Source organism: Nonomuraea sp. H19, from assembly GCF_052068215.1.
GTDB lineage: Bacteria > Actinomycetota > Actinomycetes > Streptosporangiales > Streptosporangiaceae > Nonomuraea.
Genome location: NZ_JBQHCV010000001.1, coordinates 267,760 through 283,165, shown reverse-complemented (window position 1 = coordinate 283,165; position 15,406 = coordinate 267,760). Strand labels below are relative to the sequence as shown.

Genomic DNA, 15,406 nt, shown 5'->3' with positions numbered 1-15,406 from the left:
TCAGCGAGTGAACACCACGACGTTCGCCTCCGGTCTGGTCAGGCGCTGCCAGCCGAGCCGTTCATAGAGTTTGATCGCGTCGACCGCCGCCGGGGCGGTGAGCAGCCAGCAGGCGTCGGCGCCGTCGCACAGCAGGTCGAGGATGCGTCCCGCGAGCCCCTGCCTGCGCGCGTGCGGGCTCACAGCCAGCTCGTCGACCTCCAGCGCCCCGACCAGCCGCGTCTCCACCTGGTCGCCGAGTTCCGCGCGTACCCGGTCGTAGGCGCGGCCCCCGGGAAAGGGACTCTGGGTCGGCCAGGCAGTGCCGAATCCGGCGGGTAAGCCGTCATCGCCGGCCGCCAGCACCGCCGCGAACCCAGGACGGTGTACGTCCGTGGTCAGGCGCGCGGCGAAGTCGGCGGTGCCGTACCCGTCCTCATACCAGGGCGGGCCGCTGAACGCGGTGCGGTAGATCTCGGTCAGTTGGGCGGTGCGGGCGAGCACCTCCGGGCCGGTGAGGCGTTCGAGATTCACGCGGGCACCTGTATCTTGCCGATGCCCAGGGTGCTCGTCATCGGCAGCATCCCCGACTCGAAGACCGCGCCCAGGAGCGGCCGGTTGAGATGGGCCAGGCGTTCGGCCGCCGCCTCGCCGAGGGCTCGCCACGGTTCGGCCGCCAGTTCGTCGGTGAGCCGCTCGACCTGGTCGCGCAGGGCCTGCCCGGCCTCGGTGGCTGCTCCTTCGGCGTCGATGAGGCCGCGGCTCGCCAGCCGTTCCCGCGCGGCCGCCCATTCCTCGGAGCTCCAGCCCCGTCCGGTGAAGTTGGCGACCGGGGCGGCCCCGACGGAGGCGAAGGAGACCAGTGCCTCGCAGGCGTCCAGGCCGGCGGCTTGCAAGGCGGTCAGGTGACCGTCACCGCGATGTTCGCGCAGCACCGTGTACGCCTGCCACAGCGCCAGGTGCGGCTCATCCGCCCAGGGCAGGTCGAGGTTGGCCGCGGCCAGCGGCCGGTGGGCGGTTTCAACACTTTCCGCTGCCCTGACGGCCAGCTCGGCCGCCTCCTTCAGAGCTCTCGCCGAGTCGCCGATCAGCGCGCGCAGCGTGCGGTCCATCGCTCGCAGGCGGGCATCGAGCACCTGCGCCGGCGTCGCGGTGGCCCAGATGCCGGGCACGTAGCCGGCGATCATCGCGGGGCTGAAGCTGTAACAAGCGGCCTCGACCAGCCTTGGACCGGCGGCGCCGAGCGGTGCGGTGCGCCAGGCGAAGTAGCTCCACCAGCGCGAGGCGACGTCGTAGCCGAGCCCCGCCGCTTCCTCGAAGGCCTCGGGGCTGAAGTAGAGCGTCGCGTGCACCGGCTCGATCTGGTGCCACATCTGCCGCGCGAGCGGTCCGGACATCGCCACACACCTCACTGTCTATATAGGCTATGCCAGTGACGATAGATCCATGGCGCATCACTGGTCAACCGGAAATAGACAGTTATGTTGGGAGATGGATCGAGCTGGCGGTCCTCCTGGTGAACCGCCTCGCCGTCACCACGGCGCACGGCCGGCCCGCCACGCCGCCGCAATCCGGCGACGAACGGCACGCCGCGATCATCGACCGGCTGGCCGCGGCCGGGCGCCCGCCCAGCACGCTCACCGCCGCCGACGCCGACCGGCTGGCGGAAGTCGCCGTGCAACTGAGCCCGGTCTTCGGCGCGGGCGACCGCATCCTCACTGCCGCGGCACAGCTCAACGAGCTCCTGGTACGCCACAAGGCCGTCCCCAATCTGCACGGCCATCCGGGCCGATCCCCCGTGCTCGCCTTCCACCAGGCCGATGCGAGCCTGGTGGACGCGTGGGCCGCGGACATGGGCACGGCGCTGGCCATGGTCATCGGCGTCGGCCAGTCCGTCCGCCTGGGCACCTGCCAGGCCGGCAAGTGTTCCCTGGTGTTCTTCGACACCACGCGCAATGCGTCCCGCCGCTTCTGCGACCTGTCCTGCCAGAACCGCGCCAAAGCCAGCGCCTATCGGGCCAGACGGCGAGCTTGACAAGGCCGGCTCGCGCGAGGGCCGGTCATCGGCGGCCACCCAGCACCCGGCTACCCAGGCGAAGCCTCGGGTGGGCGACCACGCCCATCTCCAGGCTTTCCGGCTTGTCAGCATATCTACCCGAGCAGCACCGTCCGAGGCATAAAAGCCAATTGTCCGAATTAATCGGCTCACGGGTGCGAGCAGGCGACCTGGCGGCAGGATTGAAGTTCACCGTCAATTCATCGCGCGCTGTCTGGGGGTTCTTATCGAGTTGGCTAGGCTCGGACGGAGCAATCCACCGTGAACCGAAGAAAGTGATGTCGCGTGGCTCTGAGAACCGATCCCGAACCGAATGGAGTGAGCGGGAGTATCGCACCCAGGGCCGTGACCGATTGGCCTGGACTCGGCGACATGGCCAGAGACGGAATTGACGTTGATCGCGGAATGTTGCGGAAAACAGCCGAACGTCTCGTGGTCGACCTCAACGATGTCGACATCCCCTACTGGTGGCGCAATCCGCCATTCAACGCCGGAGACTGGGGCAGGGCCGCGGATGTTTCGGTGATGTTTCGACGATTTTCGGATGAACTGTACTGTGTCGCCAGCGACGCAATGATCGAGTGCGTGGTGGCTGCTTGCGGCATCGCCACCTCCGGCCGGAACTACGACATCGCCGAGGACCACAGTTGGCTGACCGGGCAGTCATCCTGGGATCGAGGCCATAGCCCGACCGAGGCGGTAAGTACCCGTTCACAAACGCCGAGAAGCAGCTGGAGCAGCGTTGAAAAGGAATACGCCGTCAGCTCTCGATATCCATCGGGAAGCGTTTCCGTCGACCGGAATGAATTCGCGAAGCCGCATAGCTACGACAACCTCGACAAGGAACAGATCAGAACACTGTTGATGTCCGGCGATGAGCATTCGTTGAGAAATTTTTCGCGGGTGACGAAAACCATCGGCGATGACCTGGACACGCTGAAAGGCAAGCTGCGGTCTTATGCGGATGCCATCAGCTACAAGTGGGCCGGTGCTGCGGCAGAGAAAGCACAGGGAGCACTGAAGAAGATCTATGAGGCCATCGGCCCGTTGGTCGACGCCCACAACTCGATCAGTTCGCTCGCCCGTACGTGTGCTGACGACATAGTGGCGCCCGCCAAGACACGCTTCGATCACGCGGTGGCCGACGAGAACTGGTTCACCGATATGTTTCAGGACGATGACGACGACTCCGCTCGCAATTTCCTGAGGAAAATCGACAAACAGTTTTGCGACGAGGTGCTTGCGCGCTTCCCGCAGTACGTCCGGATCGACCTTCCAGGTCTCATTCGCCCAGAGGATCGACGTACGTATGTCTTGTAGACGGCCTGTGCGACGCGTGGTGTCGAAGGACGGCGATGGCCTTGCAGAAGTGGCGCGACAGCACGACACCACACCGTCAGCCGGCAGAACCCACCCATGGTGACGGTCAATCGGGCCGTGGGCTACCGCATCCCCGGTGAACGGTTCCTGATGGAGGCGCCCCTCGCGCGGGGCCGCGACCGGTCGAGTTGCCCGGCCGGCGGGCGAATGATCGGTGAACTCTCAGGGGCGTGACCGGAACCTGGCATTCGCATTGGGCTTATTTGCTTGAATGCTTCTCGGAGTGGGGTCCGCCCGCCACTCGATTGCCCGAGAGCGCCCTGGTGGGAAGGTGGAGCATGGGGTCAATCCTCATCGCACGGCAGGACGCCGAGGAGCACCGGCCGCGGCTATCCGACCCGGCGGAGCGGGCCCGGCTGCTGGCCTACCTGGACGAGGGCCGGCTCCTCGACGCCGGCGGCGGCGCCCGCACGGACGGTGCCTGGATCTGGACCGAGGCCGACCTCCGCCACCTGCGGGACCCCGGGCTGTGCCCGGACCCGGAGCTGTGCCGGCACGCCGCGGCCCGGCAGTACGCCTTCCCCTCGCTCGACGAGGTCGTGGTCGAACGCGCCTCGCGGGCCTGGCAGGCCGCCCTCCGGGTACGACCGGCGCGCCCCGTCGTCACCCGGACCGAGACCGGCACGCTGACCGTGGCCGGCGGCCTGACCTCGCAGGAGCAGGCCATCCTCGACGAAATGCTCGGCCGCGCGGAGCGCGGCGACTGACCAGCGAAGACGGATGAGCCACACATCATGAGCCACGAATTCCAGGCGATGATCGAGGGCCTGGCCGAGGAGTACAACCGTCAGGCCGCCCAGATCCGCGACATGTACGCCGCGCTCAGGGAGCTGGTGGTCACCGCCACCTCCGACGACGGCATGGTCACCGTCACGATGGGTTACCGCGGCCAGATCCAGTCCCTGCAGCTCAACCCACGCGTCTACAGGAAGCTGTCTCCCTCGGAGCTGAGCGCGACCATTCTGGCGCAGATCAACGCCGCGGCCGCCCAGGTGGCCGAGCACAGCAAGGATTTGATGGCCCCGTTCGTGCCCGATGGCATCCCGTACGAGGAGGTGTTCGGCGCCGACGCCGACCTGGCGTCGTTCCTTCCGCAGCCGGTCGAGCTGCCCGGCGAGGACGACAGGTGACCCTGGGATATCACGTTCGCCGGTCGGCGCTGCGTCGCTCCGCGGGCGGCTACGAGGACGGCGCCGACCAGCTCAGGCAGTGGCGCGCCGAGCTCAGAGCGGTTCTCGAGGAGGAGGGCAACCCCCTGGGCGACGACCAGTACGGCGCCGCGCTGGCCAAGCGCCTGCCCCAGGTCACCGACGAGCTGTTCGGAGCCTTCGACGCCTACATCGCCGAGCTGGACGGCGTGGGGTCCGGGCTGACCGACAGCGCCGCGAACTACGAAGCGGCCGAGCATGCCAGCTCGGTCTCGGACGGATGACCGCCGGTGGGGTTCGACGGCTTCCTGGTGCCGGAATGGTCCAAGCCATGGGTGGGCTGGGCGGTGGGGTCGGACTGGCCTGAGGGCGACGAGGACGGCTGTTTCAGGCTGGCGGACGCGTGCGCGGCGAAGGCACGGCAGGTCGCCCGGGACGGCGACGAAGGGCCCATGAGGGGGCGCCTGACGGCGGACGAGTGGGACGGCAAGGCGCTGGAGGCGTTCGCGGAGTACGTGCGCACCTATGTGGGCGGCAAACAGGCGCAGCTGGTGGACCGGCTGGTGGCGGCCGCGCTGGAGTTCAACCAGATGGGGGTGCAGGTCCAGTACACCAAGCGGATGATCGAGGTGTCCGTCTGGCTGCTGGTGTTACAGCTGACCTGGCTCTTCGCGGCCGCCGCCGGGCCGTGGGGCGGGTTGTCGTTGGCGCTGGTGGGCGGGCGCGTGCAGATCGCCAGGTTGACGATCCGGCAGATCGCCGTCCGGCTGCTGCTGAACGCGATGGTGTTCGGCGGGGTGATGGGCGGTCTGGACCTGGCCGTGCAGTTGTCCCAGTCCCGCCGCGACGAGATCGACGAGGGCCAGGTGCTGATGTCGGCGGTCGCGGGCGGGCTGACCGGCGGCTTGCTCGGGCTCATGGGCGGTGGACTGTCGCGGCTGGCCACGTCGGGGCTGCAGGCCGGCATCCGCAGGGCCGAGATGAGCCTGCTGGAGAAGGCGGTGGCCGCTTCCAGCAGGTCGATCTGGGGCATGATGGCGCAGTCCGGAGTGGCCAACGCAGGAGCCACCGCGATCACGCTGGCCGCGACCGGGGACTTCTCCCTGCGAACGGTGCTCCAGGCCGGAGTCTCCGGCGTGCTCGGCGGCGCCGACGCGCACGCGGCCGGCTGGACGAGGTCCTGGCGCGGCTCGGTGAGCCCCGACCCGGCCTCCGGCCACGTCCCCGGAGACGCACCGTCTGGCGGCGCCGACGGCCCTGCCCCGCACGGCGCGGACCTCGCGAACGCGACCACCCGATCCCCCGACGGCCCTGCGGCGGCTCGCAGGGAGGGCTCCGACGTTCTGGACCCGGAGTATCTGGACCAGGGCTCCAGACTGGCGGCCAGCATCGCGACCGGCGAGAGATCCAGCAGGTCCGTGGGATCGCACGAGATCGTCCGGTTCGGCGACGGCAGCCTGGCCGTCAAGAAAACGGGCATCGACGGGGACAAGCTCGAGGCCGCGGCGCTGGTACGGCAGGCGATCGGTCTCGACCAACCGGCCGTCCACCGCAAGGGCGACGTCGTGTACCAGCGCTACGGCGATGAACGCCTGCAGGCCGCCATGGCCTCGGGCATTCGCGAGAGCAGGATAGAGAACGTCTTCGCCGCCGATCGCGAAGTCGTGACGTTCAACGACGGCACGGAGGCCATCCGCGCATGGCAGGACCCGTCCTCGCTCGACGAGGCGGAGCAACGACGTCTGCCGCCGTACCGGGCGGCGGAGGGAGAGGGCTACGTCCGCAGCGGCCCGCTGGTCCACTACGAGACCCGGCTGACCGATTCGGGCACGGCCGCGACGACGGGGCACCCATCGGATTCGGCTGTGCGGCGGACGAGCCGCCAGTTCCTGGACCTGCTCACGCTCAACGAGTCATTCCAGCCCCACGAAGTACACACCGGCTGGCGGCGCGGCACGAGTCTCGAGTTCGAGGGCGCGGAGATGATGGCGCAGCGGAACGGGGGCTGGAACCCGCTCGTGGAGGGCAGGCCAGACGACAGCCCCGGCCTGCGGCTCAAGCGCAACCCGTACACCCCACAGGAGCTCGCGGCGCTACGGCCCCGGATGGAGAGTTTGCGCCCCGCCTTCGAACGACTCGGCCATCCGGAATGGCACGACGGCGTCATGGAACGGTTCCGCCTGGTAGAGAGGCACGCGGGCGGCGACACGCCGATGCTGGGCGACCTCGGCGCCGCGCCTGCCGCACGCCGGCCGGAGCAGGCTCCCCGGCTGGACGAGCCGGACCAGCGGCCCGGCGAAGCCCTGCGCGGGCTGTTCGACGGCGGCCGGCTGCACCAGGTCAACGATGCCATCGTCCACGACACACCGGACGCGGCGGTCGCCCGCGCCCACGTCGACCTCGCGGTCACCGGCCTGGAGGAACTGCCCTCCGGGCTGCAGGGCCACGTCGAAGCGCGCATCCCGTCCGACTGGCTGCCCGCCGACCTCGCGCCCGGCGGCAGGTTGACCTTTCCCGGCGTCCTGGAAGGCGTCAGCAACCCCCGTGTCCTGCCCGAACCCCCGGACACCGTTCATCTGGTCATCCGCGCCTCCGACTACGTCTCGACGGCCGGCTTTCTCGACCGGCCGCACCACGCGACCTTCCGACCGGACTCCAGCTTCAAGGTGCTGGCCGTACTGGAGAGCACAGCCGGGGAGAAAACGTACTTCCTCCTGCAGGATCCGGGCAGGACGACCGCGGAAACTCCGGCGCGCGGCGCGCCACCCGTCCCCGCCGCACGCCCTGAGCTCAGCGAGAGACTGCGGCGGCATCTCAATAATCATCGGGTCCCGACGGACGCCGGGGTGTGGTTCCGCGATCCGACCAGCGAGGCGGACATGGCCCGTGGCACCGGGGCCCAGGCCATGCCCCGGTGGGAAGGCGTGTTCGCCGTGGCCGCCCACGGCGGCCCCGAAGGCATGAGGATCGGCGGCGATCGGATCAGCGGAGAGGAGCTCCACCTGCTGCTCTGGGAGGACCTGAGCGGGCGGCACGGGGATGACGTGATCTACCTCGCCCCTTGTGAGATCGGCCAGATGGACGCGGGGCCCGCCCAGGTGCTCGCGGACCGGAGCAGGCGCATCGTGATCGCTGCGGACACCAACATGGTCGTTAGCGACCATGGCGACACGTGGGCCAACTCCAGGCCGCCGGATCCCCTGAGCAGCCGGGGCCGGCTACGCATCTTCCTGCCCGGCGAGCCGATGACGCCCGATGTGCCTCTCTCTCGCATCGAACAGCTGCTCAACCATGTCGAACCCGACGGCGGCGCATTCCTGCTGGGCGGCGAGGGACCGGTGCATGCCTCAGCAGAGCCCTCCGGCGGCCCACCGCTTTCCGGGCTTACCGCTGAGGGGCCGATGCCGGCGTTGGTGGACGGGCTCCGCATCCCCGGCTCGGATGTCTCCTACACCGGACCGGGCAGGCACGTCCCGCTCGACGCACCCTTCGGCGCCCGGCTGGTCAGCCCGTCGTTCGGCGACGCGGTCTGGGGTGACATCGCGCGCGAGCTGTCCGCGAAAGAGACCGACGCGATCCACCACTACAGTGCCCCAGCGTTCGGCGGCCGCGGGTACGTGGGGTACGCGGAAATAAACGGCTTCCTGCGCGGCCACCACCGGTCCGCGTGGCTCTCCGCGGAGAGGGCCGAGATCCGCGCTTATATCAAGCACCTCAACGCGGCCATGCACCATCGGCCGCTTCCGGAGACGATCGATGTGTTCCGGAAGCTGAATCCCAGCGAGGGCCTCTTCACCGTACGCATCGAGGACCTGCCGGGAACCGTGCAGAAAGAGCAGGGCTTCCTTTCCACGAACATCGGCATGAAGCCGTTCTGGCCGGGTGAGATCATGCTGCATCTGCGAGTGCCCGAAGGCACGCCCGCCATCTACGCAGAGGCGGTCAGCAAGACCGGCGAATTCGAGTTGCTGCTGCCCAACGGCCTGCCATGGTACGTCGAGGACGCCAAGCTGGTCGATGGCCGATGGCTCATCCACGGCTGGGTGCTCCCTGACGAGCGCGGCAGGTAAGGAGGCGGTCACCATCATCAAGGCCGACGACCCTCACACCTCTGCAGGCTTTGACTCGTCGTGGCCCCTAAGATCTCATGGATGACGTACCTCGCCCAGGGCGATCGGGTGGGACTCCGGCGCATCGCCCGCCGGGACAGGGCCGAGTTCCTGGCCCTGAACAGGGAAAGCGCCGAGCTGCTCGGCCCCTGGATGCCCGGGGCCCCCATCACCACCCCTGAAGCCTTCGACGCCTACATCGAGCGGTTCATCGGCCCGGCGCACGACGGGTTCGTCATCTGCCGCCTCGACACGGACGCGATCGCCGGCCGGGTCAACATCAACAACATCGTCCGCGGCACCCACCAGGCGGGCACCGTCGGTTACTGCGCCTACGCGCCCACGATCGGCCGCGGCTACCTGACCGAGGGCCTGCGGCTGCTGGTCCAGTACGCCTTCGGCGAGCTGCGGCTGCACCGGCTGGAGGCGAACATCCAGCCGGACAACGCCCCCTCGCTCAACCTGATCAAGCGCGTCGGCTTCCAGCGCGAGGGCTACTCGCCGAACTTCCAGTTCATCAACGGCGCCTGGAGAGACCACGAGCGCTGGGCCATCACCGCGGAAATGGCATGACGGGCAGGACATGCGGGCTCACGGGACCTGCCCCGGCTCATCGACGATCCCCCCGGCGAGTTCGGCGGTCGCATAGAAGGTGCCCTTCCTGGCCAGCACCTCGCCGTCGAGGACGTCGTCCTGCAGGTTGTCCACCCGTCTGCCGAGGAAGCGGTACGTAGCGCCGTCGAGCACGACGTAGGACCGCGAGACGAGCCTGCCTTCCTCATCGCGCTGCGTGGCAGAGTCGTAGGCGATGCCGATGCCGGCCCGGTTCGCCGCGTCGCGCACGCCCATGTCCACCCGGACGCCCGGGATCTTCGCGAGCGCCCGGAAGATCGCCGCCTCGATCTCAGGCGACATGGCGACGTCGGCCTCCAGGTAGACCGACAGCACGCGGAATGCCCGCGCGTCCGGATGCTCGACGCCACCGGGGTCGTCCTCCGGCTTGATCATCCAGTGTCGGTCGCCTCGGACGTGGTCGAGCAGCTTGCCGGGGTCGGTGGGCAGACGGGCCAGCTTGGCGGCGTACTCCTGCGGCGTCAGGTCGTCGTCGTCCGGATCCGGCTTCGTCGTGTGCGTCTCCATCGTGCCCTGGTCCTGGCGGGACGCCTGCCGGGTGCCGTCGTATCGCGTCCAGTACTCCTGGAGCACGCTCGTGTCCTCGTCGGGCTGCTTGACGGCGACCTTGCGGTAGATCCACTGGTCGGGGCGTGGCGTGCCGTCCGGCTCGCGCCGCTCGGCCGCAAGTGCCGCCTGCCCCAGCACGGTCTCCGCCTTCACGGGCGTGATCTGTGCAGGTCCGGTGTGCACGGTGACGCCGGGTTGCAGGGCATACGGCGCGGCGCCGTTCACGGCCACGATCACCGCGGCGGTGGCCGTCGCGGCGGCCAGCACCGACGGCACGAGCCAGAGCCGCCGCCTCGCGGGCTTGGGCCTCCTCCCGTCCTCGTAGCGGCGGCGCAGGGCCTGCAGGCGCGCGGCATCCGGCTCCGGTGCGTCCGCGCGCATCTCGCTCAGCAGCTTCAGGTCATCCACGGCCGAACCCCTCCTCATCGACGGCGGCAGCGGACGGATCGACGCCGCCCAGGGCCGCACGGGTCTTCTTCCTGGCGCGGTGCAGGCGCGAGCGGACCGTGCCGACGGGGATCCCGAGCGCCCTCGACACCTCCTCGTAACTGAGATCCGCCCACGCGATCATCAGCAGCACCTCGCGGTCCTCCGGCGACAGCACGGCGAGCGCACCGGCCAGGTCACGCTGCGCCGCCACCGCCGACACCCTGGCCTCCACCCGGTCGGCGTAGCTCTCCGCGACCTCGTCCACGCCGGTCCTGGCCAGCGCGCGGTACGTCCTGACCTCGGCCCGCCGGTGCTTGCCGATGAGGTTGGCGGCGATTCCGTATAACCACGGGCGGGCGTCGCGGTGGGCGGTGTCGTAGCGGCTCAGCCGCCGGAACGCGGCCAGGAACGTCTCGGCGACGACGTCATCGGCGAGCGCGTCGCCCAGGCGCCGTGTCACGTACCGGTGGAGCGCCGGCGCGTGCCGGTCGAACAGCGCCGAGAACGCGGCGGGGTCGCGGCGGGCACGTTCGATCACCTCCGCGTCGTCCAGCTCAGTGTCGGGCATCACGCTCTCGGGCTCCGTTTCTTCGTTCTCATCACCCTCTTTCACCCGATGCCGGGAATCAGGTTCTCGCCCCACCGGGCGGCGGCCTCGCCGAGCCGCCGCGTCGGCACCGCGCGCGGGTATCCGCGCATGACACGCTTTGCAGGTGACGTTCGCGCCTCCGCCGGAAACCGCCGCCTGGCGGCATCTCGACGCCCGCACCGGCTTCGAAGTGGTCTACTTCCGCCCGCAGCACGGCGGCCATCGCATAGAGGGCTGCACGACGGCGGTCGAGGAGGGCGTGACCTGGGCCGTCGACTACGTCATCGACGTCGACCCGTCCTGGACGACGCGACGCGCCGAGATCACGGGCCGGTCCGCGGCCGGATCCCGGCGCACCACCCTGGAGGCCGACGGGACCGGGCGCTGGCGGGTCGACGGCGCACCGGCCCCGCACCTGGACGGCTGCCTGGACGTCGACCTGGAGTCGTCGGCGATGACGAACGCGTTCCCCGTGCACCGGCTGCGCCTCGCCGTCGGCGCCGGATCGCCCGTCCCGGCCGCCTACGTCCGCGCCGCCGATCTCACCGTCGAGCGCCTCGACCAGCAGCACTACGCCCGGATCGCCGACGATGGCCCCCACCGGCGGTACGACTACGCCGCGCCGGTCTTCGGCTTCGCCTGCCGCCTGGTCTACGACGAGTCAGGCCTGGTCCTGGACTATCCCGGGCTGGCGGTGCGCGTCCTGTGAGCTCTCCAGAATCTCAGGTGCTGGCGCGGACGGCCAGGATGGGGGCGAGCAGGGTCGAGTCGGGAACCGTACGGCCCTCCAGCTTGTCCATGACCAACCGGACCGCCTCCCTGCCGACCTCCTCCGCCGGGATCAGCACGGAGGTGAGGGGCGGGCTGGCGCGCTCGGCCACGTCGTCGGGGCAGATGGCCACCACGGCCACGTCGTGCGGCACCCGCCGGCCGAGCTGGCGCAGTGCGGCCAGCACGTGACCGACCGCGGCCTCGTTGTGCACGACCAGGCCGGACAGCCCGGGATGGTCGAGGAAGAGGTCGCGTACGGTCTCGTACACCTCGTCGAACGTCTCCTCGCAGGGCAGCGCCACGCCCTTGAGCCCGTGCTCGCCCATCGCGGCCTCGAACCCCTCAAGGGTGCGCGTGGCGAAGCCGGTGCCCCGGTCGTACACCACGGACGGGGCCCCGAGCAGGGCGATCTCGTCGTGCCCGCGCTCGGCCAGATGTTCCACGCAGCGCGCACCGGCCGCGGCGAAGTCGAGGTCGACGCAGGTCACGCCGGCCGGCTCGGCGGGGAAGCCGATGAGGACGCTCGGCTCGGCCAGCTCGCGCAGCATCGGCACCCTGCGGTCGTCCAGCTCCACGTCCATGAGGACCAGCGCGTCCACGAGCGCGCTCGCGGCCACCCGGCGGATGCCGGCGGTGCCCTCGTCGGCGGTCAGCAGCAGCACGTCGTGGTCGAAGCGGCGGGCGGCGGTGACGACGGCGCTGGCGAAGCGCATCAGGACGGGCACGTGCATGCCCGCGCGCAGCGGCAGCACCAGCGCGATCACGTTGGAACGCTTGCTGGCCAGCGCCCGGGCGCCGGCGTTGGGGTGGTAGCCGAGCGCGCTGATGCTGTCGAGCACCCGCCGCCTGGTGTCGGCCGAGATCGTCCGCTTCCCGCTGAGCACGTAAGAGACGGTGCTGACGGCCACGCCCGCGTGCTTGGCGACCTCGGAGATCGTGACCGTGCGCCGATTCAAGCTCCGGCTCCGAAGTCGAGCTGGGCCAGCGTCACGCCGTCGTTCTCGAACACCGCATAAAGATCATGCACGCCGTCCACGGCCGCGAGGGACGCGGTGATGACGTGATAGGCGTAGCGGTCGGTCCTCGGCACCGGGAAGGCCGCCAGGGCCTGGCCGTAGAGCGGGTCGCCGCGGCGGATGGTGATCATGCCGCCTTCCGCGGCGCCCGCCGTGGCCACGCAGGTCGTGGCGCCCGTCAGGTCCACCTGCCTGAAGAGGATCCAGGCGCCCTCCGCGTCCGACCGTACCGCGTCGCCGTCCACCTTGGTCTCGTCCACGAATGTGATCGCGTCGTACTCGTCGTGATCGGCCGCGCGCAGCAGCCCTGACTGGGGCGGGATGGTCTCGCCCGCGACCTCGAAGCGGGTGCTCAGCCGCAGGTCGGTGGCGCTGCGGCCGACCATGAGCTGGTGCGGCGCGCTCTCCACGACGAATCTGCTCCTGGTCACGTCCCAGAACGCCAGCTCCGGCACGGGCACGGCCAGGGTGACGGTACGGCTCTCGCCGGGCGCGAGGCGTACCTTCTCGAAGCCGCGCAGGCGGCGCAGCGGCTGCTTGACGCGGGAGCGCTGCTGGTGGGTGTAGAACTGGACGACCTCGACACCGGGCCGATCGCCCGTGTTCGTGACCGTGACCTCGGCGTGCAGGACGTCGTCGGAGAGCCGGACGCGCAGGTCGGCGTACTCGAACGTGGTGTAGCTGAGGCCGTGGCCGAACGGGTGCAGCGGGGTGCCGCGGAAATACAGGTAGGTCGCGTCGGAGGCGATGATGTCGTAGTCGAGCAGGTCGGGCAGCTCCTGCTCGGAGCGGTACCACGTCTGGGTGAGGCGGCCCTCCGGGTCGGCGTCGCCGAACAGGACCTCGGCCAGGGCGTGGCCGTATTCCTGTCCGCCGTGCGCCGACCACAGCACGGCAGGCACCTCGTCGTCGGTCCAGGTGAGCGGGTAACCGCTGGTGATGACCATGACGGTGCGCGGGTTCGCCTTGCGCACGGCGGCGACCACCGCGTCCTGAGCCGAGGCGAGGGCCAGCGTCATGCGATCCTCGGTCTCGCGGCCGTTCACCAGCGGGTGGTCGCCGACCACGACGACCGCCACGTCGGCCGTGGCGGCCAGCCGGGCGGCCTGCTCGGTGCCGCTCCTGACCACGTCCATCGCCAGCCACACGGCCTGGTCGGCGTCGTCCACCAGGCGCAGCACGCCGTCCTCGCCGGCGCCCACGTAGCAGCCGGAGGAGATGTGGCGCAGGGCGAGCGTGCCGCGCGGCCGCTCCTCCGTGCGGAACGTCTGGCGCACCTCCCAGCCGTTCGGCCCCGGCTGGTCGTTCACCAGCGTGCCGCCGTCCACCGACACGAACCGGCCGGTCGCCACGGCCCGCAGCGCGTATGCGCCGCCGCCCCAGTCGAACAGGTCGAACTCGCCTGCCTCGGCCGCTCCCCCAATGGTCAGCGGCCCGCCGAAGGGATCGGCGGCCACGGGGCCCGCGTCCGCGGTCAGCGTCACCCGGTCCACGGCCTCGCAGAAGACGGTCTCGCACCGCTCGGCGAGCCCGGCGCGGGCGGTGACGGCGTAGGGCAGGGTGCCGCTGTACCAGTCCTCCATGAGCGTGTCGCCGAGCTGCCCGATCACCGCGACCTTCGGCGCATCGCGCAGCGGCAGCAGGCCGTCGTTCTTCAGCAGCACGAACGAGCGCCGCGCCGCCTCCCTGGCCAGCGCCTGGTGCTCGGGGCAGTTGACGACGTTGTCGGTGATGTCGTCGTAGGGAGTCGCCGGGTCGAACTCGCCCAGCCGGAACCTGATCGACAGCACGTGCCGGACCGCCGCGTCGACGTCCTCCTCGGCCAGCAGGCCCGTCGCCAGGGCCTCCCGCAGGTGCCCGAGCGTGGCCTCGGAGCGATCGTCGTCCTGGGTGAAGCTGTCGAGCCCGGCCTTGACAGCGTGCGCGTACGCCTCCGGCAGCGTGTCGTGGTACGCCTGGAGCCCGGTGAGGTTGCCCGGCGCGTACGCGTCGCTGACGACCAGCAGGTCGTCCGGCGCCCAGGCGCGCAGAACCTGCCCGATCAGCGGGCTGAGGTGCGCGGGACGGCCGTTGACCAGGTTGTAGGACGGCATGACGGCCACGGCCGCGCCCTGCTCGATCGCGGGCCTGAAGGCCGGCAGCTCATACTCGCGCAGCACCCGCGGCGGCATGTTGCTGGAGGTCGCGCAGCGGTCGCTCTCGTTGTTGTAGGCGAGGAAATGCTTGAGCGTGGGGGCCGTCTTGAGAATTTCGGGAGCGCTCCCACGGAGCCCGAGCGCGTACGCCGCCCCCATGACGCCGGTAAGCCACGGGTCCTCGGAGTAGCCCTCCTCATTGCGTCCCCAGCGAGGGTCGCGCAGCGGGTTGACCACGGGGGCCCACACGTTGAGCCCCGCCCCGGCCGGGTCCTTGTGGTGGAAGGCCAGCACCTCGTCGCTGGTCGCCGCGCCCACCCGGCGCACGAGGTCGAGGTCCCAGGTCGAGGCCAGCCCGATCGCCTGGGGGAACACGGTGGCCGGGCCGAGCCAGGCCAGGCCGTGCAGCGCCTCGGTGCCCGTGCGGAACGCGCCGACGCCGAGCCGCTCGACCGGGGCCTGGTACTGGTGCAGCAGGCCGACCTTCTCCCCGAGAGTGAGCCTGCGCACCAGGTCGTCGATCCGATCGGGGAGCGGTGCCGATGGGTCGCGGAAGGGGGGTTCTTGCATGGTCATCCCTCTGAGAGAGTGTCGAAGCGCTTCGACGACCGG

At 70.2% G+C, this 15,406-nt stretch carries 14 protein-coding genes; 8 read left to right on the top strand and 6 right to left on the bottom strand.

What is annotated here, in order from left to right; translation table 11 throughout:
• Positions 1-513 carry a GNAT family N-acetyltransferase gene (locus ACTMTI_RS01345; RefSeq protein ID WP_441117647.1) on the bottom strand — a complete coding sequence of 171 codons (513 nt, stop codon included), beginning with the start codon at positions 511-513 and terminating at the stop codon, positions 1-3.
• Positions 510-1,376: an SCO6745 family protein gene (locus ACTMTI_RS01340; protein WP_441117646.1), complete on the bottom strand. Its 867-nt coding sequence runs from the start codon at positions 1,374-1,376 to the stop codon at positions 510-512. Before ACTMTI_RS01340 ends, ACTMTI_RS01345 begins: the two co-directional genes overlap by 4 nt.
• Positions 1,377-1,411: 35 nt before the next feature.
• Here ACTMTI_RS01340 and ACTMTI_RS01335 point away from each other — a divergent pair, with 35 nt between their 5' ends.
• The 7 genes from ACTMTI_RS01335 (at position 1,412) to ACTMTI_RS01305 (ending at position 9,245) form a co-directional block, all read left to right on the top strand.
• Positions 1,412-2,014, top strand: coding sequence for a CGNR zinc finger domain-containing protein (locus ACTMTI_RS01335; RefSeq protein WP_441117645.1), 603 nt, complete (start codon positions 1,412-1,414; stop codon positions 2,012-2,014).
• 366 nt (positions 2,015-2,380) lie between these two features.
• A complete protein-coding gene (locus tag ACTMTI_RS01330; protein ID WP_441117644.1) occupies positions 2,381-3,355 on the top strand; it encodes a hypothetical protein in 975 nt (324 codons plus the stop codon).
• Positions 3,356-3,693: 338 nt separating this feature from the next.
• Entirely contained in the window at positions 3,694-4,122 is a 429-nt protein-coding gene (locus tag ACTMTI_RS01325) for a hypothetical protein (protein ID WP_441117643.1), read from the top strand.
• 27 nt (positions 4,123-4,149) lie between these two features.
• On the top strand, positions 4,150-4,545 hold the full coding sequence (locus tag ACTMTI_RS01320) for a YbaB/EbfC family nucleoid-associated protein (protein WP_441117641.1): 396 nt from the start codon (positions 4,150-4,152) through the stop codon (positions 4,543-4,545).
• Positions 4,542-4,847 carry a hypothetical protein gene (locus ACTMTI_RS01315; protein ID WP_441117640.1) on the top strand — a complete coding sequence of 102 codons (306 nt, stop codon included), beginning with the start codon at positions 4,542-4,544 and terminating at the stop codon, positions 4,845-4,847. Before ACTMTI_RS01320 ends, ACTMTI_RS01315 begins: the two co-directional genes overlap by 4 nt.
• A 6-nt stretch (positions 4,848-4,853) precedes the next feature.
• Positions 4,854-8,633 (top strand): ADP-ribosyltransferase, encoded by a 3,780-nt coding sequence (locus tag ACTMTI_RS01310; RefSeq protein WP_441117638.1) that lies wholly within the window; start codon positions 4,854-4,856, stop codon positions 8,631-8,633.
• An 81-nt stretch (positions 8,634-8,714) separates the two neighbouring features.
• The gene (locus tag ACTMTI_RS01305) at positions 8,715-9,245 is read left to right on the top strand and encodes a GNAT family N-acetyltransferase (protein WP_441117637.1); all 531 of its coding nucleotides are present in this window, start codon (positions 8,715-8,717) and stop codon (positions 9,243-9,245) included.
• 18 nt (positions 9,246-9,263) lie between these two features.
• On the opposite strand, the gene ACTMTI_RS01300 is transcribed toward ACTMTI_RS01305, so the two are convergent.
• Together ACTMTI_RS01300 and ACTMTI_RS01295 are read right to left on the bottom strand one after the other, a co-directional pair.
• Complete coding sequence (locus ACTMTI_RS01300; RefSeq protein WP_441117636.1) at positions 9,264-10,262, bottom strand: CU044_5270 family protein; 999 nt, start codon at positions 10,260-10,262, stop codon at positions 9,264-9,266.
• A complete protein-coding gene (locus ACTMTI_RS01295; RefSeq protein ID WP_441118136.1) occupies positions 10,255-10,851 on the bottom strand; it encodes an RNA polymerase sigma factor in 597 nt (198 codons plus the stop codon). The genes ACTMTI_RS01300 and ACTMTI_RS01295 overlap by 8 nt, the downstream gene beginning before the upstream one ends.
• Positions 10,852-10,996: 145 nt before the next feature.
• Between ACTMTI_RS01295 and ACTMTI_RS01290 the strand changes: the two genes are divergently transcribed.
• Positions 10,997-11,581, top strand: coding sequence for a putative glycolipid-binding domain-containing protein (locus ACTMTI_RS01290; protein ID WP_441117634.1), 585 nt, complete (start codon positions 10,997-10,999; stop codon positions 11,579-11,581).
• 13 nt (positions 11,582-11,594) lie between these two features.
• On the opposite strand, the gene ACTMTI_RS01285 is transcribed toward ACTMTI_RS01290, so the two are convergent.
• Together ACTMTI_RS01285 and ACTMTI_RS01280 are read right to left on the bottom strand one after the other, a co-directional pair.
• Entirely contained in the window at positions 11,595-12,599 is a 1,005-nt protein-coding gene (locus ACTMTI_RS01285; RefSeq protein ID WP_441117632.1) for a LacI family DNA-binding transcriptional regulator, read from the bottom strand.
• Positions 12,596-15,370, bottom strand: a complete 2,775-nt coding sequence (locus tag ACTMTI_RS01280) for a glycoside hydrolase family 3 C-terminal domain-containing protein (RefSeq protein WP_441117630.1) — start codon at positions 15,368-15,370, stop codon at positions 12,596-12,598. The genes ACTMTI_RS01285 and ACTMTI_RS01280 overlap by 4 nt, the downstream gene beginning before the upstream one ends.
• Between the last annotated feature and the right edge of the window lie 36 nt (positions 15,371-15,406).